Consider the following 22,149-nt stretch of genomic DNA (forward strand, 5'->3'; position numbering starts at 1 on the left):
TGATGGGTCTAATCTTGGGATTAAATTCAGAGGTTTTCACCTTTGAGGAACTCCATTTTTTTGGGCAGTTATGGTCCGAGCAGCATCGGGACTCTTACCTGACTCAGGCAGAAGCAGAACAGCTAGCCGCTCGCCTCTTATCAATTCAGCATAGTGATGTTCTGCGTCCAGGGGATCCCAGTCATTTTAGTGAAGAAGCCAAAGTAATTATTTCCCAGCTTCCGGAGTCAAGACTAACCTCTGGGGATGTCTTTAAGGTATTTCTGGAATACAAAGCTGCCAACAACGGTAAGAAGATTCCTTGTGAACAAACTCCGCGCAATGTCTTATACATGGCTGAAATCCTCGAACTTTATCCCGAAAGCCGGATTATTAATATGGTTCGTGACCCCCGAGACGTACTGCTGTCACAAAAATATAAGTGGCGAATCAAATTCCTGGGTGCCAAGAATATTCCCTATCGAGAAGCCTTCCGGTCTTGGTGCAATTATCATCCCTTTACCATCTCAAAACTTTGGAATGCCTCGATTAACGCTGCTGAAAAATTTGCCAATCATCCCCGATGTCGTACGGTAAGATTTGAAGATTTGGTAACAAATCCAGAACAGACCGTGGAACAGATTTGCCAGTTTATAGGTCTGGAGTTCCAACCACAAATGTTGGACGTTCCTCAAAATGAAGGTGGTGTCTCATCCCATAAGCAAATCACACCAAAACGTCGGGGAATTGACCCCAATACTACTGGAAAATGGCGGCGTGGGGGACTTTCTGTCACAGAGATTCATATTTGCCAGCAAGTAACCTATACTAACATGCTCAACCATGGTTACTCCTATGCTTCGATGAAACCCAACCCCTTGATGTTAGCATTAAGCTGGGCATTTTTACCGGTAAAATTGACCCTAGCCTTGTTAATGAATCTTCACCGAACCCGAAACATTGTAGAAGCGATTCGCCGACGCTTGTAAATAGACCTCTTGCATAAGTCTCATAAACCGTGGATGTTGACAAGGCAAAAGGCAAAAGGCAAAAGGCATAGATTTTGTTGGTCATGGTGATACCGATAGGAGATGTTTAATACCTTTAATAAAGACTTGAAAACTGTGGGATGTATTGTCAGTTAAAGATAAATGAGGTGCAATTTTTTTAGAATGGGTTCCTGGATAATATTCCTTAACTAAACGTTTAAGCTCTTGTTTTGCAGAATCAAGCTGATCGGGGTTACGGTATTTCTGTTTACTTTGTTGTTTACTGAGGCTATCAGGTTTCATTCTATAGGCTTTTTCGACTGCGGCTAAGTCTCCTAAGAACCAGGATTCTAATTCATGGCAGATGATCCGAATCATCACATTCTTGGATTTTCCGGCAGTTTGACAAATTTCTAATAGTTCGGATTTTAGTTTTTTGCAATCATGGGAGTCTTGGTCATGGACGATAATGAATCTAGTGTCAGGACTATATTGAAAGGCTTGAATTTTCTTGGGAATAGATTTCCATAAGTCCTGTTTGCCTTGGTGGGTAATACAAATATAGGTAATTTCATTGGGGATAATTTGGGGTAGTAGTTGATCTAAAACGTTTTTCATGGAGGGTTCTTCTAGCATAAAAATTAGGTCGTAACTCATTAGGGGGCAACTCCTTTAAACCAGCCTTGATTCCAGAGATAGCCGGGTAAGTCTCCAGCTTCGACTAGATTGACAAGGGTTGGATTATCTTTAGCCCTTGAAAATTTGGTGATCCCATGTTCTTTGGTCAGCCAAAAGATGCTCTCCAGGGGAACGGCATTTAAAAAGTCAGGGGAGTGGGTAGACACAAAGACCTGGCCACCACGATGGGCATAGCTGGCAAATTCTTCGGCGAGTTCATGTAAAAGGCTGGGGTAAAGTTGGTTTTCGGGTTCTTCGACACAGAGCAGGGGGTGAGGCTTAGGATCGAAGAGCAATATTAAATAGGCAAACATTTTCATGGTGCCATCGGAAACATAGCGATCGATAAAGGGGTCTTTAAAGGCTTGATCTTGAAATTTTAGGATTAGTCTGCCGTCTTCGGTGTTTTTGGCTTCTACTTTGGAAATGCCGGGGACTCGCTCTTGCATTCGCTGGAGAATTTTCTCGAATATTTCGGGATGTTCTTGATAGATGTATTGGGCTACTAATGCCATATTATCTCCTGTGGGGGAGAGGTGTTCGGCATAGAGTGCGTCTTTGCTGCCTCTAGCTTCATTGATATGAAAGTCGGAAACATGCCAGTTTTCGATCAGGGAACGAAAGGCACTGGCGGCTTTGAAGCGTTGGAATTGTCCTAAGCCTTTTATTGCTAAAATGTCGCTGGATTCAAGTTGTTGTTCTTCCCTTTCTAGTTCTGTGTCAGCTTGTTCAAAGTTTTCTTCGTTAATGATAGCGAATCCTTTTCCTTCTCGAAAGTCTAGGAAATGAAAAGGTTTACCTTGTTTGCCACGTTTATAACGCAGAATTTCTCGTTTTATGAACGGTCGTCTCTTCTCCTGTCCAATGATCAGAATATAGGTGACCAGGCGCTGAGTTCCAAGAATTTTCATACGGAACTGCAGTTCTATTTCGATATCTTCTTGCTCTTTCCCTCGGGTAATAACTTCATTGAAACCGCCACGAACTTGGAGAGCTTGACGAATATTATTTTTGAGAGCATCGTGGATAAAACCAAATATGTCAAATAGGGTTGATTTACCGGTACCGTTGGCACCAACGATCACAAAAAATGCGGGAATATTTTTTATTTCAAGGTTTTCAAAGACACGATAGTTTTTGATTTTTATGGAAAGGATTTTCATACTATTTAATTTACCTAAACAAACATTTAAGGAGCATCTATCCCCAACTAATCACAAAACTCCCTCGATCGTAGCATCAATTTCTACCAAATCTCGATCGACTTCCTTCAACTCCGCCGCCACCACCCCTAGATTAATCTCCGCTGACTGTTCCCAAGTCTGCCATACAGCCATTACAGCCCAATCAAGTTCTCAAGGCTAGCTCTGTTTTTGGTGAGCACTGACCCACACTTGGATGTTTCTATAGTGCTTCAGGATAGTCTATCCTGTGATCGGAGGGGATCAATTTACCTAATTCCAAAGGTAACATACTCCCTAGTCAGACGCCTAAGTCTGTTAACTGTTAAAATATAACTAATTATCAGCTGAATTAATCAGGGAAAAAGAATCATGAATATCCTGATTTCTGCTTATGGCTGTTCCCCAGTAAGAGGGTCTGAATATGGTATAGGTTGGAATGTCGTAAAACAAATAGCTAAAGACCATAGCCATAAGTGTTGGGTGCTCACTAACATAACTGATCAATCTCAGATTGAACAGGAATTGGCTAATTCACCTTTAGACAATGTCACCTTTATCTTTGTAGCAATGTCTGAAGGGTCTCGGAATTCAGGATTGTCCCATTATTTGTACTATATCGCCTGGCAGATTAGAGCATTTTTTGTGGCCAAAAAACTCCAGAGCGAAATTGGCTTTGATTTAGTTCACCATGTCACTTATCAAAATTCCTGGTTGCCAACATGGATAGGCTGGCTAGATGTACCATTCATTTGGAATGGTGGAGCTAAAGATAAAATTCCTTCGGTACTCTTGAAGACATTATCCCTACAATCGGCCATGATGGAACGGATTCGGATGGTGTCGATGAATCTTCTAGGTGGCTTTACCCAGTGGTCTGTTGCTTCTCGCGCCCAATTAATTCTATCTCGGGAAGCGAGCCAATGGTCAGACAATTTACCAGTTAAGGCTTTTCCTCCCTTTGGTCTTAATCAAAAGGATATTGAAAGATTAGGTCAACTGCCCCAGCGCCAAGACGAACCCTTTCGAGTGGTTAGTATCGGCAGATTTTTGGGTTGGAAAGGGTTTGCATTGGGCATCCGTGCCTTTGCCCAGTTCCATCGTGAACGACCTACTAGTGAATACTGGCTGATTGGTGATGGTCCTGAAAAGGAGAGGCTACAGAAATTGGCCAAGGACCTTGGATGCGGTGATGCTGTACGTTTTTGGGGGAAGCTTTCCCGTGATCAGGTGCTACAACGGATGGCAGAGGTGGACGTGTTAATGCATCCGAGTTTCCATGATCATTGGCCGACGGTGGTGTTGGAAGCAATGGCTTCTGGTAGACCTGTGGTTTGTCTCGATATTGGTGGACCGTCGTTGATGGTTCAAGAAGACTGGGGAATTAAAGTGCCTGTCGATAACCTATCCCAAGTGATCAATGATTTAGATCAAGCACTGTTGCAGTTAGCAACTAATGGGGAAAAGCGCATATCTATGGGACTAAAAGGACGAGTGATAGTTTCAGAGAATTGGTCATGGGAGATAATCGGTGAACAAATGTTGAATCTATATCAGGAAGTTATAAATTCGTAAGCATTCAGGTATCAGGTATCAGGTATCAGCTCTCAGCATTCAGCTATCAGCTCTCAGCTCTCAGCTTATGGACTACAGATGGTGATACTTGAGGTGCTTTTGAATAAAGCTGTTCGCGCAGCGTGGCCAATGGCTGATGGCTGACAGCTGATCGCTGACGGCTTAATGCTTAGGTTTAAATTAACAATTACCTGACAATTACCTAATCTATGCAAGCCCTAATTTTTTGAGCTAGTAGCTCTACATGGGGGTCTTTGAGAAAACTCCCTGGTTGGTCATCTAAGTGCTTACCAGAGATTTCCTGGATTTCCAGGTTTCCAGTAACTAAATCTATCCAGCCTTTTTGGAGTTCTGGAGACTGGGCAATCCGCTCACTGGTCAAGAACATTGTTACTGGGTTTGGATAGTAGCGTTTGGCCACATAGTTTTTTGAAGCGAAGGTGTTAGCTTCTTGGACTTTGATGATTTGGAGAGATTGCGGTAAAGAAATCCCAAAGGACTGATATAATTTAGAAACAAGCTTTAGGAATTGCTGCTTGATTACGTCTTGAAAACCTCTGTGAATCAATCGCTGAAACAGTCCTTTTAATCGGTCACTATAGCTGCGCTTATAGGGAAGTTGCTTTTCACTTGTGGAGAATTCAAGAGGGCTAGGTTCAAGGAGAGCTAGCAGAGCCACTGTCTCACCGTCTAAGCGGAGCAGCTGAGCAATTTCCAGAGCAATCTTACTTCCAAAGCAGTATCCTGACAGAAAATAGGGACCCTTGGGCTGAATACTACGTATTTCCTGGAGGTAGCAGCGAGCCATATCTTCAACTGTGGTCAGGGGAGTCTGTTTGCCATCGAGACCCAATGATTGTAGTCCATAAAACGGTTGCTCGGAACCCAAATAATGTGCCAAATCCCGAAAACTGAGAACATTACCACCGGCTCCATGAATACAGAATAGAGGCGGTTTGGAACCATTGGGCTGAATTGATACTACTGAGGACCAAGGTGCTGCTCCTTGGTCTTGGCGCAGCTGGTTGACTAATTGGGCTACAGTTGGAGCCATCAGCAGAGAAGCTAAGGGCAGTTTTTTCTGGAAAACCTTCTCAATCTCAGCAAACAGGCGCACGGCTAGGAGAGAGTCTCCTCCTAGGTCATAGAAGTTATCTGTAACACTGATAGATTTGATTCCTAAGACGTTTTCCCAAATTTTGGTCAATTGACGTTCTAAGTCATCTCGGGGAGCAACAAAGGTGTTGGATGAGTCTGGCTGAGGTTGGTCAGGTGCTACCAGAGTACTGTTGTCTTTTTGGGCATCCTCTTCTTGGCCTTTGTGCCTTGGGATGTCTTGCTGGTCAGGTGTCTGACCATAGCATCCATCCCAATCCACTGATACCCCTGCTTCCCTGAGCTGTTCTACGGTAGTGAGCAAGAAGCTTAGATCCGATTGCTCCTGTCGTGGATGACGTACCGACGTTAGCACCAGCTGCTCAACCGCTTTCTGAGAGTGTCGTTTAGTTAATGTGCTCAAGGTTCGCCCAGGCCCTACTTCTAGCAGGATCGTCTCTGGTTGTTTCAACAGCTGTTGCACACCTTGAGAAAATCGCACAGTTTGCCGCAGATGCTGAGCCCAATAGCCTGGATTGACTGCTTGCTCGGCTGTAATCCAAGTGCCAGTAACATTAGATAGGTAGGGAATTTGTGGGGGATTGAGACTAACCTGTTTTACCTGGTTGGTGAAGGAGTCCAAGATCGGTTCCATCATCTTGGAATGAAAGGCATGGGAGGTATGTAGCCTGCGGTACTCTAGCCCTTGTTGATCCAATTGGTTTTGTAATAATGCGATCGCATCAGTAGGACCAGAAATCACTGATTGGGATGGCCCGTTAATCACTGCTAAGGATAGTTCCTGACCCAGCAGGGATTGCAGCTCTTGTTCTGGTAAAGGAACAGCAAGCATTGAACCACCAGGCAGTTGTTGCATCATCTGCCCTCGAAGGGCAACCAGAGATAATGCATCCTCTAAGGAGAAGACCCCAGCTACACAGGCTGCCACATATTCACCGATACTGTGACCGATCATCGCTTGGGGACTGACTCCCCAAGACATCCATAACTGAGCTAGGGCGTACTCGATCACAAACATGGCTGGCTGGGTAATAGTAGTCTGTTTCAGTTGCTCTGTGGCCTGATTCGTCTGTTCCTGCTTTGGGTAGAGTACATGGCGCAGGTCAATACCCAGATGGGGTTTGAGGAGTTCTGAGCATCGATCAATCAAATCACGAAATGTTGATATTTCATGGATTAGTTCCAGCCCCATATTGACATATTGTGCTCCCTGTCCTGGAAACATAAATGCCACCGGCTGAAGCTTGGGCTGTTGGCCGTTTATCAATAATTGTTTCGGTAATTGTTTCGGTAGTTGTTGGGGTTGGCGAGTACTCGGTTCTAACACATCCCTGATTTCCCAGTTGCTGATTAGGTTACTTGCGGGAGCCATGATTGCTCAGATTTCACAGCAAAACTAATATAGCAAACGTTACTTATTCAATTAATACAGTATAGCTTTTTTTTGGGATTTCTTCAAGACTGAGCCTGAAAACAGGGTAAAACGATTTACTGTAAGCCAACTCAGCGCGCTGTTTGAGATTTTTTTTGAGATTTTTTTGATCAATCAGGACTTACCCATTGCCCCCGTTGCTACACCAAACTTAGTATATTTTTTGAGTATTACCCCCCATATTTGGTGGGTTAGCGAGCCAAAACCAACTAAATTTAGTAACTCCTATAAATCCTGGAACTTTTATCATCAAATCTACGTCACTAGGTAGTTTATTACCTTAAAATAGCTAATTGTTTACTCTACCGGATAGATGAGTTCACAGTTTTTTCACAAAGTCTGATTAACCTGTTACCCAAGTCTGATCACTCAAGTCTGATCACTAATCAGATGTTGCTTCAGCTCAATTTAATTGTTGGAGGTTTTTCCATGAACTCGCTCAGTGCCACGTCGATCACCGTTGAGTTGATTGAATGGGAGATACTACAATATGTAGCAGTTTATTGATAATTGATTGACCGCTGTTTACAACATTAACTTTTGTTAAAATATCGAATTTGGACAGGGATTTTAAGATACTGTGTGAAAGGCTGATTAAATAGCAAAGCCATCGTTAAACCGTTTGGAAAACTAATGGTGATTCTTGCATCTATGGTCAAGTTATTCGTCCTAAAAAATCCTGAAATGGTAACAGATTATGGCAGTTTTGACAAGTTGGCACAACCGCTTCAACGACCGCCTAAAGTTCAGAGACTATTGATCACACAAATCCTAAATTTGTAGGGGACACAGCGTGAAGCGCGTCACATCCCCTCTGCTCCGGGTAGTGCGTTCCAGCAGTATTACAATCAAATCAAGTCTGACATTAACAACCGCGCTGGAACGTATTATACTTAATGGTTTTAAGGGTTTGTTGATAAATACTATCTCAGTAATGGCAGGTAATAGTCCATTGTCAAACTGCGCCAAACTAACAGAGTTTTGACAAATCATGGCCTAGCCTTATCCTAGAAATCTACTTGATTGATAAAGCAGCTCAAGGTAGGCAAAAAAAATTATCGGGTTTATCTACCTGTCTTGATGCAATAGCGAGTGGGGGTTTCCCCCAAGACCGCTTAGGTGCGCTTACAGTCGTCGAATTAAATTCGCCACGGGTCGCACCTCTGCATCGCTTTGATAGCCGTTTGTTATCGGCTGTTCGGTGCATTTTCGTGATTTAGCTCACTTAGTCCAAGTAAATCGTGAATTGGGAAGGCAAGTTTTTTCCTTTGTATACTGTTAGACTCGGGCATCTAAAATGTTGAAACTATCAATTCTTGGTATCCGTGGCATTCCCGCCCAATATGGTGGATTTGAAACTTTCGCGGAACGGCTGTCAAAATATCTTGTATCTCAGGGATGGGAAGTCACAGTATATTGTCAGGAAGAGCACAAAAATCAGATGTTTGAAGAATACTGGCATGGTATTCGTCTGGTTCATATACCGGTTCCCTATGGCAACGCACTGGGATCGATTATTTTTGACTGGAAATCTACATTACATGCGGTCAAACAAAAGGGTATCGTGCTTACCCTTGGCTATAACACAGCCATCTTCAGTATTTGGTATCGCCTCAAAGGGATTACCAATTTTATGAATATGGATGGTCTGGAATGGAAACGCAGTAAATGGAGGCTTCCTGAAAAAATTTGGTTATATCTCAATGAATGGGCTGGGTGTTGGTTAGCTAACAGTTTAATTGCTGATCATCCAGGAATCAAGAGTCATTTATTGACCCGAAAAGTAGCTTCTGATAAAATCACGATGATTCCTTATGGAACCGAGAAAGTTGTTGATGCCGACTCACAACTTTTAACCCCCTATAATCTGGTTCCGAAGGAGTATGCTTTGGTGATTGCCAGACCTGAACCAGAAAACTCGATTCTAGAGATTGTTTCTGGCTTTTCCAGGCGACATCGGGGTCTTAAATTGGTGGTGCTTGGTCGCTATTTACCTGATCAGATACCCTATCACAAACAAGTTTTAGAAGCAGCCAGTGATGAGGTGATCTTTCCTGGTGCTATCTATAATAAGTCAGTGGTTAATGCCTTGAGATTCCACGCACGACTCTATATTCATGGACATCAAGTTGGTGGCACTAATCCTTCTTTAGTAGAAGCCCTCAGCGCTGGTCAACCGGTTCTGGCAAACAATAATCGCTTCAATCGTTGGGTTGCAGGACCTGGTGCTCACTATTTCAAAAATGAATCGGAATTGGACGAGAAGCTGGAGATACTGCTAAATGATGGTGATGAACTGCAAAAAATGAAACTAGCCAGCAAAGAGCGCTACTATCAGGAATTTGCTCAGGATAAGGATATTAAAGCCTACGAAAGGTTGTTCCTATCCAAAGCCAAGCAGCTGCATAAACTAGCTTTGTTAAGTTCTCCAATCCCTGAAATAGAGTGATAGCCTTCATAAGTTAGGCTAGCTGCTCGGGGAAAAATTTGGGTTAAAGGGTAACTAGTAAAGGGTAAAGGGTAATGTTAGAAACTTTTACCCTTTACTTTTATTTATTTTGAGCGGTCAGCCGTCAGCCTAATGCCGTCAGCCTAATGCTTAAAATAAACCTCTAAGGATAGAATTTAATAGTTCAAGATTAATCAGAATTGAAAGTCTGGGTAAAAGCCCTTGGCCATTCCCGTAGCGTGGGCGTAGCGCAATCGGTGCTTTGTGGCACAGGCTTCTTTGTGGCACAGGCCACAAGCGCTGTGCTTTCGTGACTATTAAACGAATGCTTACCTCTTGTATTCAAAAGCTGACAGCTGACCGCTGATAGCTGATAGCTGATAGCTGAATACTTACGGTCAACAAGCCTTAATTACCTCTTGCAAGGTGGTAGTGAAGTTTGGATAGGAGATGGCAGCCGCTTCAGCACCGTGAATGGTAGTTGTACCTTGGGAATTGAGGGCTGCGATCGCTAAACTCATGGCAATACGGTGGTCAGTATGACTATCCACGTCTGTACCGGTTAAGGGAGTACCACCAATAATCTCTAGACCATCGGGCAATTCAGTGACCTTAGCTCCCATCTGGTTCAACTGGGATGCCATCACCGCTAAGCGATCGCTTTCCTTAACTCGCAGTTCTGCTGCATCCCGAATGATAGTAGTTCCTTGGGCAAAGACTGCTGCTACTGCTAAAATCGGAATTTCATCAATCAGGCGGGGAATCAAGTCACCCGCAATGGTGCATCCTTTGATGAGGTTACCGTGACGTACCCGCAAATCTGCCACCGGCTCCCCAGCCACTACTCGCTGATTTAACAGCTCAATATCAGCCCCCATCATGGATAGGGCTTCTAAAATACCTGTACGGGTAGGGTTAACACCCACATTTTCCACAATCAGTTCTGAACCGGGTACAATCGCTCCGGCTACTAACCAAAAGGCAGCTGAGCTAATATCACCAGGAACAATTACGGCTTGCCCTTGCAACTGAGCCGGTCCTGTCACCGTAACACTATTGGTTTTTGGGTCAGTAATAATCTGAGCTCCAAAGGCTTTGAGCATCCGTTCGCTGTGGTCACGGGAGAGGGCTGGTTCAGTGACAGTTGTTTGTCCTTCGGTCATTAAACCAGCGAGGATAATACAGGATTTTACTTGAGCTGAGGCGATGGGAGAGTGGTAGTGAATTGGTTTAAGAACGGAGCCTTTAATGGCCAGGGGAGCGAGCGTTGCACCTTCACGCCCCCAGATGCTGGCTCCCATTTGTTGTAGGGGTTTCACCACACGGGACATCGGACGCGATCGCAAAGACTTGTCACCGGTTACAGTAAAAAATCGGTCAGCAGCAGAGGCGAGTAGTCCCAGAATCAGTCGTAGGGTAGTACCCGAGTTACCTGCATTTAAGACATCAACGGGTTCTTGCAGTTTCCCTAGTCCTATACCCTTAACAATCACTTGTTCAGTATTAAGTTCCGAGATATCTGCGCCCAAAGCACGAAAGCAGCTAGCAGTGCTTTGGGGGTCTTCTCCCAACAGTAACCCTTTAATGGTAGTTTTTCCTGAGGCTATCGCTCCCAACATTAAGGCTCGGTGGGAAATCGATTTATCCCCTGGTATGCTGATAACTCCCTGCAAAGATAGACCAGAGGTTGGGGGATTTATGCTTAAAGTCTGTTGATTTTCCGTCGTAGTTAGGGTGACTAGATTTGCTGGCAAGGGCATAGACTTCGGTTACATTACCGTGCTGAATCATAACCGATTTTATCAAAATTCTAGGTATTACTGAGATCTGGCACCGTTGTGATTAATCCTACGGTGGGCAGTGCCTAGCAAGGTGCTTGGTCAGTTTCTGGATCTGTCTGATCCACTGCCCACCCTACATGAACTTCCTCCAGTGATTAATCCTACGGTGGGCAGTGCCTAGCAAGGTGCTTTGTCAGCTTCTGAATCTGTCTGATCCACTGCCCACCCTACATGAACTGATCCACTGCCCACCCTACATTAATTGAGCGTTGCTCAAGCCAAGGTTTCTGGACAATATCCCAAACCCATGGTAAATTGTTCGCAAAAAGCTTCTATGTCGCTCTGGTTTGGACTACCATGAGAAACCACAGCAACTTGGTAGCGACGCATGACCTCTACCGGTGACTGTCCGGTTTCCAGACTCCACAGAGCCATTTGCACACGAATGTCAGGGCTGTAGGGAATCCCCAACTCGTTCATATAAGCCCGAAAGTCTCCATGTTGTTGAGCGGTTAAAGGTGTGTCCATCTTGACCTTAACCACCCAGCCATCAATCCGATGAATCACCGTGGCAAATTTGATAGGTAGCTGGGGCGAGTCTTTTAGATACTCAACGACTCGCAGAGTTAGACTGGCATTAGCTAAAAAGTAAAGGTAATCCATAGAGAGGAGTTAGTTAGTAACCAACTGAGGCTTGATATCATATCCGATATCTTTATTTTCGCAAGCCAGGATTGCTAACTGGTAGGGGATACTCCCCCGATCTTAGATAGGGGATATTCCCCAATGTAGGAATAACAGCATGACAGGGATTGACAAACAGACATCCAAGCACCAAATCGACCAATTAGTCTCAAGCTATGACTATGAACTACCCCAAGAGCAAATTGCCCAAACACCCTTGAGCGAGAGGGATGGTTCAAAACTGCTGGTGGTAGATTCACCAACTCACCATAGCCACCACATCTTTAGGGAATTACCTCAGCTACTGCAACCGGGTGACCTATTGATCCTCAATAACACCAGGGTTATCCCCGCTCGACTCTATGGGCGTAAATCCACTGGTGCGCCTGTGGAGATATTGTTGTTAGAAGAGCGAGAACATCAGGGACAACACCAGAGTTGGCTAGCTTTAGTGAAACCAGGTAGGCGTCTTAAGCCAGGAGCAGAGATTTGGTTTACCCCCTCATCCCAAGTTGGGCTCAACGATAGTAGCGTCTCGAAACAGCTAACTACCCCCCTACCTCCTCTTAAAGCAACTGTTCTGGCAACAGATGAAGCAACCAGTGGGCGGATATTGCAGTTTGATTTCCCAGAGGGAGTATCCTGGGAAACCCTGTTGGAGTTGTATGGCCAGGTTCCTCTACCCCCCTATATCCAAGACTCTCAAGCTACCCCAGACCAGTATCAAACCATTTATGCTCAAAAGAATGGTGCTGTTGCGGCTCCCACCGCTGGACTCCATTTCACCAATGAGCTATTGGAAAACTGCCGCCAACGGGGAATTCGGCTAGGGTATATCACCCTACACGTGGGGGTTGGTACATTTCGACCTGTAGAAGTGGAGGATATTACCGAACACGACATGCACGGAGAGTGGTTAGAAGTCCCCCAATCAACTGTGGAGCAAATTCAGGAAACTAGAGCAACGGGAGGTCGAGTTATTGCCGTAGGCACAACGGTAGTCCGTGCTCTAGAGGGAGCTGTTGTGGATGGGGAATTACAACCCTATTGTGGTAAGACTAACTTATTTATCTACCCAGGTTATCAGTGGCAGGTAGTGGAGGGATTGATTACCAATTTCCACTTACCTCGGTCGAGTTTATTAATGTTAGTTAGCGCCATGGTAGGTAGGGAGCGGTTACTGACCTTGTACCAGGATGCGATCGCTCAGGGTTATCGCTTTTATTCCTTTGGTGATGCGATGTTAATTTTGCCAGAAGCTAGAGATGTTCCCAGGGAACAGGGAATAGGGAATAGGGAATAGGGAATAGGGAATAGGGAGTAGGGAGTAGGGAATGGGGAAGAGGTAAAAAATCCTGTGTACCTGGTTACTATCAGAAACGCTATAAACAATAATTTAATTTTGAACTTCCGTACCAGATTTTTAGCCAAAAAGATAGATCCAAGCGCTGGGTTTTTTCCCAAATTTCAACGATACCGTAGCTATGGGCGTTAAATTTGAGTAGGTAATGCGATCGCTATGTCTAAAACCATGACCTCTGCTGTTGTACCTGATACTCCTTTACTGCCAACTCAGTATGACCTTCCCTGTGATGACGGTATTCCGATGGAAACTGAACGACATAAACTCCAGATGCAATTGCTGATTGATCCGTTATTGCCGTGGTTAGCCCAGCGGGAAGATGGCTATGTGGGCGGTAATATGTTTCTTCATTTCAGTGAAGCACAACTTAAAAATCAAGACTTCCGAGGTCCAGATGTCTTTGTAGTGCTTGGAGTTCCCAAAGGCGAACGACTTAGTTGGGTAGTTTGGGAAGAAGGTAAAGCACCTGATGTGATCATTGAATTAATTTCTGACAGTACAGCCAAGACCGATAAAACTACCAAAAAGCTAGTTTATCAAGACCAAGTTAGAGTACCAGAGTATTTTTGGTACGACCCGTTTAATCCAAAGGATTTTGCCGGATTTAGCTTAGACAATGGAGTCTATCAACCTTTAAGTGAAGATGAACAGGAGCGACTAGTTAGCGAAATATTAGGGTTAGCCTTAGTGCGTTGGTCAGGCTTTTACAAGGATGTGGAGGCCACTTGGCTGCGTTGGGCTACTTTGGAGGGAATTGTGCTACCTACTCCTGAAGAAAATGCGGCGATCGCTCAAGAACAAGCGGCGATCGCTCAAGAACAAGCGGCGATCGCTCAAGAAAGGGCTGAAAAACTGGCTGCTCGCTTACGAGCAATGGGAGTGAATCCAGATCAAGTTTGAAGAATAAGAATTAATAATTCTCTAAGCATTCAGCGGTCAGCGGTCAGCGGTCAGCCGTCAGTCTTTAGCTGATAGTTGAGAGCCTTTAACTGATAGCTGATAGCTGATAGCTGATAACTGACAGTAAAACCAACGTTTGCCTCTTGCCTCTTGCCTATCTTTTAAGAATTAGTATTAGCTGGCGTCAACTGTAAATATAAACAAGGAATCACCAGCAACGCACTCAAGGTTGAGGCACATAAACCGAAGATAATTGCCATACACAAAGGAAACCAAATGGGATCACTTAGTGCTAAAGGAATCAAACCAACCATGGTGGTAATACTGGTGGTGAGTACCGGGCGCAGTCGGTCAGAAGCACCATGAGCTGCAGCTTGTCGCACTTTCATTCCACTTGAACGATGCTTGTTCATGGTTTCTACGATCACGATGGAATCATTAACTACAATCCCCACTAGAGAAATAATCCCAATCATGCTAGGAAACGAAAGGGGTATCCCGAGCAAAGAGAAACCACTAAAAGTGCCAATCAAAGCAAAGGGGATAGAGAGCATAATAATGAAAGGCTGGCTGAAAGAGCCAAATTGCAGCACCAGTACCGAAAAAACTAAGAAAAGTGATACATAGGACATGTTAACTGCGGAACCAAAGGTCTCACTTTGAGTTTCAGCCTGTCCGCCAAATTTGTAATCATAACCTGGAGACCATGTTTTCTTCATTTGCTCTAATTTTGGCTGTAACTCTGCCAAAATCTCTCCAGGAGTGCGACCTTTAGCTTTAGAATAAACAGTAACTGTGCGTTCGGTATCTGTATGGGTAATCGATAGGGGAGCCATGCTCTGCTCAATATCCAATATCGCCTCTCCCGATATTGCTCCGTGGTCTGATGAAAACAGTTGAATCATTCTCAACTCATCACGACGAGTGGGACCACCTACAGCGCCATTGCGGGAGGGCCACGCAGTACTCAGGCGAATTTCTAAGTCGTCTTTTCCTGCTCTAATGGCAGAGTCTGTAATCTCGTTATCGGTCATAATGTAGCGTCCCTGCAGGGCTAGGTCATTTTCACTGATGCCATAAAAATCCATAGCTTCCCGTTTGGGTCGAAGTTTGATATCGTTGCGCAAGTCTCCCAAGCCATCACGGACATCTTCAGTCCCATCAATCTGGCGCAGTGCTAATTGGACTTCACCGGAAATCTGCCGCAGTGTGTTCATGTCATTGCCTTTTAGCTCAATGGCAATCGGGTCTCCGCCTTCACCAGTACCAGGAACATTGATGACTAGGGATGCTCCAGGATAATTACGGATGGCCTGATTCAGTTCTGTTCGCAAGTCATCTATATAGTCATAGGAGAACTGGTCGCGCTCGTTTTTTTTGGTAAATAGTGCTGAGAAACCTAGTAAATAGTTATCCTGTGTCGGCTTAAGACCACTCTCTGCCACTAAAGCACTTTTTTGACCAACTAATTTGGTGACACTTTCAAAATAATCCTTGGAACGCAAAATTTCTCCTAAATCATCTGCCACTTGTTGAGACTTTGCCAAGGTGGCTGTGGGGGGTAATTCCACATTGATACTGATGGGGCGGGTGTCAGCATCAGGAAAAAGCGTTCCTGGTAATTGCGCAACCGCAACCAAAGAGGTAATAAAAATAACTACAGTTCCGACAATCCAAGCACCAGCTATTGCTCGGTTACGTACTGTAAACTTGAGACTCCAGTTTTTAAACCATTCAGAGGCGGATTCGGTTAGTTTATCAATGCGGGTTTTTTGCATCCCGCCTTTGACATTACCTAACACAAAGCGAGACAAGGGTATATCGATTAATAAAGCGATCGCATAACTGAGCAACAGACAGATAATTGCTGTGATGGGCATCAACCGTACAAACTTGCCCATCGTGCCACTAATTACCAGCAGGGGTGCCATAGCTAGAATGGTTGTGAGCTGACCGGAAAACGCTGGTGCTGCATAGGTTTTCACAGTCTTAAGGGCTGCCTGATTAAAGGTTAACCCCTCCACAAACAGTGCATCATGCATCCCCTCCATCATTAAGATGAATACATCCACCAGCAATCCTAGTGCTATGACCATCCCATATAAGATCATATTGTTAAGGGTGTACCCACTAAGCCAGAGCAGAAATATAGCTCCGAGAAAGGTTAAAGGAATCGATAACCCTGCAATTATGGCTTCTCGCCAGGTCAGGGCAATGAACAAGATGATAAAAACACCAATAACTGCCTGAATCACATTACTGATCAGGTTATTCTGCTCATCGTGAATCTGTTCGTCCTGCCTGTAGGTAATCCGATAATCCATCCCAAAAGGCCAGACATTGAGGTCTTGCTTGAGAGACTCCAGTTCTTCTAAGGTTTTTTCGATGACCTTAATTGAGTCAGACCCTGGTACTTTCACTACATCCATGCTGACGGTGGGTTCAAACTCAGAACCCTGCCAACTAATGAAGGCACGAGTCTTTTCCCTTTCCAAATCCCGACGTACTAAGGCAACTTCATCGAGGCGCACTACCCTACCATCAGCACCACCCAAACGAGTGATAGGCAAGCTACGTAAATCTTCCAAGGTACGAAACCTACCGTACAATCGTACCTGAGCCCCAATCTGTTCATTTTCAATCTGGTCCCAGGGCATATCCTGGTTAGCAACTCTGAGGCGGTCACTTACTGTTGTTGGGGAAATCCCCAAAGTAATCATGCGGCTGGGGATAAGTTGGACATTGATAACTTCTTTCCGTTGTCCTGCTACATTAACCTCCCGTACACCCGAGACTTTTTCGAGTCTTTCTTGAATATCTTCCGCCGCCCGACTGAACACTGCCGGATCGAGATTACCATATAAAGCAATCGAGAAAATTGGGACATCTTGGGCAGAGATTTGCTCTATATTGGGTTGCTCAGCCTCTGAATTAATCTCCGGTTCAGCATCATCCACTTTTTGCCGCAGCAGTGCCATCGACTCCTGAACATTGGCATTAGCTTGAAATTCAACTAATATCTGGGAGAAACCGTTGAAAGAAGCACTCTCAACTTTCTTCAATCCCTTGAGGGATTTGAGTTCTTTTTCTATTTTATCGGTAACTTGAGTTTCTATGGTTTCTGGGTCAGCCCCTGGCCAAGTAGTAGTCACTATCGCCATGGGAATTTCCACATCTGGATCGGCTTCTTTGACCATCGACTGATAACCCATCAATCCACCCAAGGTTAGCAAAACGATCAAGAGAATACCAAATACTGTTTTCAGGAAAAAGAATTTAGCTAAACCTGAGGCTCGGTTAACATCAGGCACATCATGCCCATTATGCCCATTATGCCCATTATGATCTAATTTATCCTGTAAAACCTCAGGTTTAGAGTTGGAGGAAACCAGCTTACTACTCATCAATTACCTACCAAAGGAAAACGTCATCTTAGCAATTACCGTAAGCATTCAGCATTCAGCATTCAGCATTCAGCATTCAGTTAATAGCTATTAGCTATTAGCTATTAGCATTCAGCTTATGGGCTACGCGCAATCGGTGCTTTTGAATAAAACAGGTAACCATTTGTTTAATCTGAGTTACGTCTGCATGATAGCTGACCGCTGACCGCTGAATGCTTACCAATTACCAACTGCCCAAATTATTCCTTACTAGTTAATAACTTCAACTGGTGTGCCATCAACTAAGCGATTGAGTCCTTCTGTGACAACTAAATCGCCAGGTTCAACACCACTTTTAATTTCTTGCATAGAAATCCCCTTAATACCCTCTGTTACCGGACGCAGTTGAACGACGTTTTCTTGTTGATTTACAACAAATACATAGGGTTTATGGTCGCGGTAGACAATTGCATTAATAGGAACACTTAGGGCTGTGGGGTTTTCTTCCACAGCAATCCAAACAGAAACTCGCTCCCTATCCAGTACATTCTTACTTCCTTGGTACAGGCGGATGGTCACGTTTACAGAACGCTCACCAGGGTTAACCGAAGGACTGACTGAAAAAATTGCGCCTCGGGCTTTAGCAAGGCGAAACAATTCCTGTTGGGTCATGCCTCTACTAGAGGCACTACTCATGTCTTGATCTAACACCACATAAGCTGATTGACCGGGTTGCACCAATGGGCCATAAAAGGTCGGGAGTTCGACATCGACTTCATAAGCGCTAGGGTCATTGACAATGATCGGCACTGAATCGACTACAGTCTGATAATTACTAGTGTTTACACTGTTTAAAATTTGGGTTGTCCAGAAGTCTCCCTCTCGGATATTAAGGTGGGCTACAATTCCATCAAAGGGTGCTACAATCTCCGTATCTTCTAAACTAATGGTAGAGCGAGTTTGCCCAGCCTTGGCTGAAGCAATCTGGGCTTGAGTAGCAGTTAATTGTGACTGGGCAGATGCTAACTGACTTTCAGCAGCTTTGACATTGCTCAAGGCAGCATTAACTTGAGCTTGTGCTGCTCTGACTTGGGATTGACCATCCTCGGCTCTATTTCTGTAGACATCAACATCACTCTCTGAGATTACACCGGCATCGAAAAGTTCTAGACGGCGTTTGAATTCAGATATCGCTAAATCAAAATCATTTTTTGCTGCTTCAAACTGGGCTTGGGCGCTGAGTACTTGTGCTTTGGTTTGTTCTACATTTGCTTGAGATTGAGACAAATTTGCTTGTGCTGTTACCCGTTGGGTCTGAGCTTCAGCAGTTTGGGCTTGAGCTTGTGCCAGCTCTGCTCGCAGTCTGCGGTCATCTAATTTTGCTAGTAATTCACCCTTTTTGACAAAATCTCCCTCTCGTAGATCCCGTCCATTAACTTTTTTGAGATAGGTGATAGTTCCTGAGGTTTGGAAGGTCAGGTGTTTGCCTCGCACTGCTGAAACGAAACCATTGCCAAAAACTAACTGTTGCAGTGGATAAATTTTGACTGGGGTGGCTCGTACAGGTAACCGGTTAGGTTCAGCTGGGGCTGCTGTGATGGTGTTTTGTGATACCTCGGGATTAGGTTGGGACTGTTTGAAAGCGATCGCACCCAATGCTATAATACCGATACCTAGCAACAGAAAAGGCCACATCGGTCGCTTTTTACGGGAGGGATTGGCGGGGGTATTGGTTGCTTCCCTGGCAGCTTCCGTTTCTACTTCGGGTAATGGGTCTTGTGGTTGCTGTTCAACCCCTTGATCAATGTGTTCCTGAATTGGTTGAGGTGAGGACAAGTGCTTTTGAGGCAAAGGATTTGATTTCATTGTTTATTTCCTGTAGCGTCAAGTCTTAAGTACTTTTGAGTTGCACAGTATGGGGTTAGTTGCCCAATATACGGATATCGCCTGTCACCAAGGAGTTTGTTTCGATAGAAATGCCACAGGCGCGCATCAGAACAAGCAGATATCTACCATATATCAGTTGGAGCAACCCTGCCATAAACCCGTGTTATAGCATTCTCTGAAGTTTTGTCAAGTATACAGCTTCAAAACCTGTGTTGAAATCAGGATAAGTACTAAAACCTAGGGATAATTTTATTAAGGGAGTAGGGAGTAGGGAGTAGGAAGCGGTTAGCCTTCTATAGGCTTTCACCTGTACGCCAGACGGTATAAATTAATTGCTGCATTTAAATATTGATAAATTTGTAGACAAATTATATCATAAATTAACCCCACCAGTGTCTTAAACCAGTGGGGTTTTTTGAGGATTAATTTAAACTAATTAGAAGGATTTATTTGTCTGCTGACTGCTGAGCGCTGAACGCTGTTCGGGTAGCGCATATGTTTAAGCAGTCTTTTTTTTGAAAGCTGCACCTGTTCCCAAAGCACCTAATGCTAGTAAGCCCAAAATTGAAGCAGGTTCCGGAACGGGTGTTAGCTGAACATTGTCAATCAGCAGTCCAGAATCAACAATATCATCATCCTCGTCCAAGACTCCAAATCCTAAACTAAAGGTTCCAGAGGTTTCAAAGGTATAAGAAAAACTCTGAAAGCCAGTCTCTTCAAAGAAAGGTGTCAAAGATTCTATGAATAGTGGGGAGTTGGTGTCAGCTAGTCCATCTACCATTTGAGAGATGCTGACGAAGGAAAAATCGTTAAAAACTTCTGGATTAACAAAGGGAAGACCGTTAAAATCTTCTGGATTCAAAGATGATGTAAATTCATTCGTGAGAAAGTTCCAATCAAAAGTCAAAATATCTCCGGCATAGGCAGTGAAGGTTTGTTGAATTGCAGAACCCTCTGTGGGAGTATCTACATTGGGAAGATTAGGGATAGTAGCTAAGCTTCCAGCTGTTAATCCTAGGAATGTTTCTATATCCGAGACAGGAACTGAGCCAACACCAGTAGTTAGTAAAGCTTGGAAGTCTCCATCTGTTGGACCACTTCCAAACTCTGCTGTCTCAATACTAGTGTCGCCTATGGTTGCCCATGGGTTGAAATCACCAGTCTCAAAACTGCCATTGACAATTGCCAAAGCTGGGTTAGCACTTAAAAGAGTTGCGGCACTAACTAAACTTACTGTACCTGAGCATAGGGTTAAGACATTGAACAATTGGCGAGTAGACATAAACTTGATTACTCCTTTGTTAGGGAAAATACGATGGTTTTCGCGACGACACTATTTGCTGTAACTATGTCTTGATGCAGCGCGGCAAAAGGGGGTTTATCCTATGAGCCACTGCATCGGTTTGGAGAGTATTGGAGAATTTATTAATATAGCAATTCTCTCTTCAATGAGGTACAAAGCGATCCCCCGTTGGTCGGGAGCATCCCATTTTGGAAACAATATTACCCAAAGCAACGATATTTCAAGGGTTTCAGCCCCCTAAAAAGAGCTAACGTGCCAAATTGGGATGCTCCCCGTTGGTCCCCATTTGTAAGGAGGACTTTGAGGTTGATAACCATACCTCATCAAGGCCATAAAAGCTATAAGTCAGAACATCTAAATATCAAGGGGCTCAAATCAATTAATTCTAAAATCTAGAGCCTCTTAATACGCAAGCACCATGATCTGACACATCCAAGCCAACTAGTTTAAGCATGGATGTAACTAATCAGAAAAATCGCTACGAACTCAAGCAGCGCTCTCTCAAGATAGAGTTCATTGTTGATTATTATCCCCAGAGGGAGGTCTTTTCTTTTACTGCTTTAGGTTGGTAGCTATGACAAGAACGATTTAACGTTGATGACTGATTTATTTCCCAAGAATAATATTACATATAAATCTGGAAAAATTGAGCTAATCCAAGTAAAATTTACTCAATCTTTAAAATAATCAAGTTTTAATGAAAAATTCTTTGATAAGAGATAATTCAGTCAATATAGCATTTACCAATAGGTCATAAACAATATTGCTGTGTCTTGATGCAGTCGGTCATGGGGGGAACCCCCATGACCGCGCTGCATCGCTTTCTGATAACATCAAAAACTATTCGGAGCTCTTTCCTACTGGGTGCATCTCAGTTTTGCAATTAGGCAAAAATTCGGGCGAAAATTTCTACACTCCCCGCGCCCGGGCCCCACACTCCCCGCGCCCGGGCCCCACACTTCCGATCTTTTTTACAAATATGAGATGCACCCTTCCTACTCTTCCCTGTTCTCTGTTTCCTGTTCCCTATATTGATGCAGTCCTATGTTTACATCTCAAATAAAAACGCTATACTTGGGTTCCCTAAGATGCATTTAAATTTCCACCTCAAGTAGCGTGACCTACGGTCAATCGCGTAGCTTGGCCAACGGCCAATCGTTCCCGTAGCGTGACCAACGGTCAATCCACTTGTGAAAAAGCCGGTCTACCCTCTGACCATCTCCCCATCTCCCCAAAGCGCCCCTATTCACAATTTAAATGTGTGAATAAGGGCTGTTCCATTATTGATGTTGACAGAATAGGACTTAGAAACTGTTTATAAAGTGACATACTCCCACACGCTCATCGAAGATTACAGTGTGGGCTTCTTACCAACTCCAGCCATCACTATCGGCTTTCGCCGACGCGGGGCGCGAACGGATACACGGGTTACTTTATTAACGACACGGG

At 44.2% G+C, this 22,149-nt stretch carries 15 protein-coding genes; 5 read left to right on the top strand and 10 right to left on the bottom strand.

All coding sequences use genetic code 11. The features are described 5' to 3' along the window. Nucleotides 1–968, top strand: a 968-nt coding sequence (locus tag F6K38_RS20205; protein ID WP_287357252.1) for a sulfotransferase family protein, incomplete at its 5' end; no start/stop codon positions are given. 81 nt (nt 969–1,049) lie between these two features. Here the strand turns inward: F6K38_RS20205 and F6K38_RS20210 are convergent. Genes F6K38_RS20210 through F6K38_RS20220 form a run of 3 tightly spaced genes read right to left on the bottom strand, consistent with a single transcriptional unit; the run spans nt 1,050 to nt 2,983 of the window. Beyond that, on the bottom strand, nt 1,050–1,625 hold the full coding sequence (locus F6K38_RS20210; RefSeq protein ID WP_008188529.1) for a DUF4276 family protein: 576 nt from the start codon (nt 1,623–1,625) through the stop codon (nt 1,050–1,052). Further along, on the bottom strand, nt 1,625–2,809 hold the full coding sequence (locus F6K38_RS20215; protein ID WP_008188528.1) for an AAA family ATPase: 1,185 nt from the start codon (nt 2,807–2,809) through the stop codon (nt 1,625–1,627). The genes F6K38_RS20210 and F6K38_RS20215 overlap by 1 nt, the downstream gene beginning before the upstream one ends. A 51-nt stretch (nt 2,810–2,860) precedes the next feature. Further along, nucleotides 2,861–2,983 carry a hypothetical protein gene (locus F6K38_RS20220; RefSeq protein WP_008188527.1) on the bottom strand — a complete coding sequence of 41 codons (123 nt, stop codon included), beginning with the start codon at nt 2,981–2,983 and terminating at the stop codon, nt 2,861–2,863. A 216-nt stretch (nt 2,984–3,199) separates the two neighbouring features. Between F6K38_RS20220 and F6K38_RS20225 the strand changes: the two genes are divergently transcribed. Beyond that, nucleotides 3,200–4,402, top strand: coding sequence for a glycosyltransferase family 4 protein (locus tag F6K38_RS20225; protein WP_008188526.1), 1,203 nt, complete (start codon nt 3,200–3,202; stop codon nt 4,400–4,402). A gap of 202 nt (nt 4,403–4,604) precedes the next feature. On the opposite strand, the gene F6K38_RS20230 is transcribed toward F6K38_RS20225, so the two are convergent. Next, nucleotides 4,605–6,890 (bottom strand): alpha/beta fold hydrolase, encoded by a 2,286-nt coding sequence (locus F6K38_RS20230; protein WP_287357254.1) that lies wholly within the window; start codon nt 6,888–6,890, stop codon nt 4,605–4,607. 1,357 nt (nt 6,891–8,247) lie between these two features. On the opposite strand from F6K38_RS20230, the gene F6K38_RS20235 reads away from it, so the two are divergent. Beyond that, nucleotides 8,248–9,399 carry a DUF1972 domain-containing protein gene (locus tag F6K38_RS20235; protein WP_008188523.1) on the top strand — a complete coding sequence of 384 codons (1,152 nt, stop codon included), beginning with the start codon at nt 8,248–8,250 and terminating at the stop codon, nt 9,397–9,399. Between the two features lie 398 nt (nt 9,400–9,797). Here F6K38_RS20235 and aroA read toward each other — a convergent pair whose 3' ends face one another. Further along, entirely contained in the window at nt 9,798–11,159 is a 1,362-nt protein-coding gene (aroA, locus tag F6K38_RS20240) for a 3-phosphoshikimate 1-carboxyvinyltransferase (protein WP_008188522.1), read from the bottom strand. A 294-nt stretch (nt 11,160–11,453) separates the two neighbouring features. Beyond that, on the bottom strand, nt 11,454–11,843 hold the full coding sequence (locus F6K38_RS20245; protein ID WP_008188520.1) for a hypothetical protein: 390 nt from the start codon (nt 11,841–11,843) through the stop codon (nt 11,454–11,456). Between the two features lie 139 nt (nt 11,844–11,982). Between F6K38_RS20245 and queA the strand changes: the two genes are divergently transcribed. Both queA and F6K38_RS20255 read left to right on the top strand, forming a co-directional pair. Further along, entirely contained in the window at nt 11,983–13,167 is a 1,185-nt protein-coding gene (gene queA / locus F6K38_RS20250; protein ID WP_008188519.1) for a tRNA preQ1(34) S-adenosylmethionine ribosyltransferase-isomerase QueA, read from the top strand. A 216-nt stretch (nt 13,168–13,383) separates the two neighbouring features. Continuing rightward, a complete protein-coding gene (locus tag F6K38_RS20255; protein ID WP_008188518.1) occupies nt 13,384–14,127 on the top strand; it encodes a Uma2 family endonuclease in 744 nt (247 codons plus the stop codon). 161 nt (nt 14,128–14,288) lie between these two features. Here the strand turns inward: F6K38_RS20255 and F6K38_RS20260 are convergent, their stop codons facing one another. From F6K38_RS20260 to F6K38_RS20275, 4 genes are all read right to left on the bottom strand, one after another. Further along, nucleotides 14,289–17,531: an efflux RND transporter permease subunit gene (locus F6K38_RS20260; RefSeq protein ID WP_287250947.1), complete on the bottom strand. Its 3,243-nt coding sequence runs from the start codon at nt 17,529–17,531 to the stop codon at nt 14,289–14,291. Nucleotides 17,532–17,780: 249 nt separating this feature from the next. Further along, complete coding sequence (locus F6K38_RS20265; RefSeq protein WP_008188515.1) at nt 17,781–19,376, bottom strand: efflux RND transporter periplasmic adaptor subunit; 1,596 nt, start codon at nt 19,374–19,376, stop codon at nt 17,781–17,783. A gap of 520 nt (nt 19,377–19,896) precedes the next feature. Further along, on the bottom strand, nt 19,897–20,679 hold the full coding sequence (locus tag F6K38_RS20270; RefSeq protein WP_287357255.1) for a PEP-CTERM sorting domain-containing protein: 783 nt from the start codon (nt 20,677–20,679) through the stop codon (nt 19,897–19,899). A 1,148-nt stretch (nt 20,680–21,827) separates the two neighbouring features. Then, complete coding sequence (locus F6K38_RS20275) at nt 21,828–21,950, bottom strand: hypothetical protein (RefSeq protein WP_267872101.1); 123 nt, start codon at nt 21,948–21,950, stop codon at nt 21,828–21,830. Between the last annotated feature and the right edge of the window lie 199 nt (nt 21,951–22,149).

Origin of the sequence: Moorena sp. SIO3B2, assembly GCF_010692525.1 — a bacterium.
In the GTDB taxonomy this organism is placed as follows: domain Bacteria; phylum Cyanobacteriota; class Cyanobacteriia; order Cyanobacteriales; family Coleofasciculaceae; genus Moorena; species Moorena producens.

Bases quoted from the DNA above. Each gene is read 5' to 3' on its own strand.
- F6K38_RS20210 (WP_008188529.1), bottom strand. From the start codon at position 1,625: ATGAGTTACGACCTAATTTTTATGCTAGAAGAACCCTCCATGAAAAAC.
- F6K38_RS20215 (WP_008188528.1), bottom strand. From the start codon at position 2,809: ATGAAAATCCTTTCCATAAAAATCAAAAACTATCGTGTCTTTGAAAAC.
- F6K38_RS20220 (WP_008188527.1), bottom strand. From the start codon at position 2,983: ATGGCTGTATGGCAGACTTGGGAACAGTCAGCGGAGATTAATCTAGGG.
- F6K38_RS20225 (WP_008188526.1), top strand. From the start codon at position 3,200: ATGAATATCCTGATTTCTGCTTATGGCTGTTCCCCAGTAAGAGGGTCT.
- F6K38_RS20230 (WP_287357254.1), bottom strand. From the start codon at position 6,890: ATGGCTCCCGCAAGTAACCTAATCAGCAACTGGGAAATCAGGGATGTG.
- F6K38_RS20235 (WP_008188523.1), top strand. From the start codon at position 8,248: ATGTTGAAACTATCAATTCTTGGTATCCGTGGCATTCCCGCCCAATAT.
- aroA (WP_008188522.1), bottom strand. From the start codon at position 11,159: ATGCCCTTGCCAGCAAATCTAGTCACCCTAACTACGACGGAAAATCAA.
- F6K38_RS20245 (WP_008188520.1), bottom strand. From the start codon at position 11,843: ATGGATTACCTTTACTTTTTAGCTAATGCCAGTCTAACTCTGCGAGTC.
- queA (WP_008188519.1), top strand. From the start codon at position 11,983: ATGACAGGGATTGACAAACAGACATCCAAGCACCAAATCGACCAATTA.
- F6K38_RS20255 (WP_008188518.1), top strand. From the start codon at position 13,384: ATGTCTAAAACCATGACCTCTGCTGTTGTACCTGATACTCCTTTACTG.
- F6K38_RS20260 (WP_287250947.1), bottom strand. From the start codon at position 17,531: ATGAGTAGTAAGCTGGTTTCCTCCAACTCTAAACCTGAGGTTTTACAG.
- F6K38_RS20265 (WP_008188515.1), bottom strand. From the start codon at position 19,376: ATGAAATCAAATCCTTTGCCTCAAAAGCACTTGTCCTCACCTCAACCA.
- F6K38_RS20270 (WP_287357255.1), bottom strand. From the start codon at position 20,679: ATGTCTACTCGCCAATTGTTCAATGTCTTAACCCTATGCTCAGGTACA.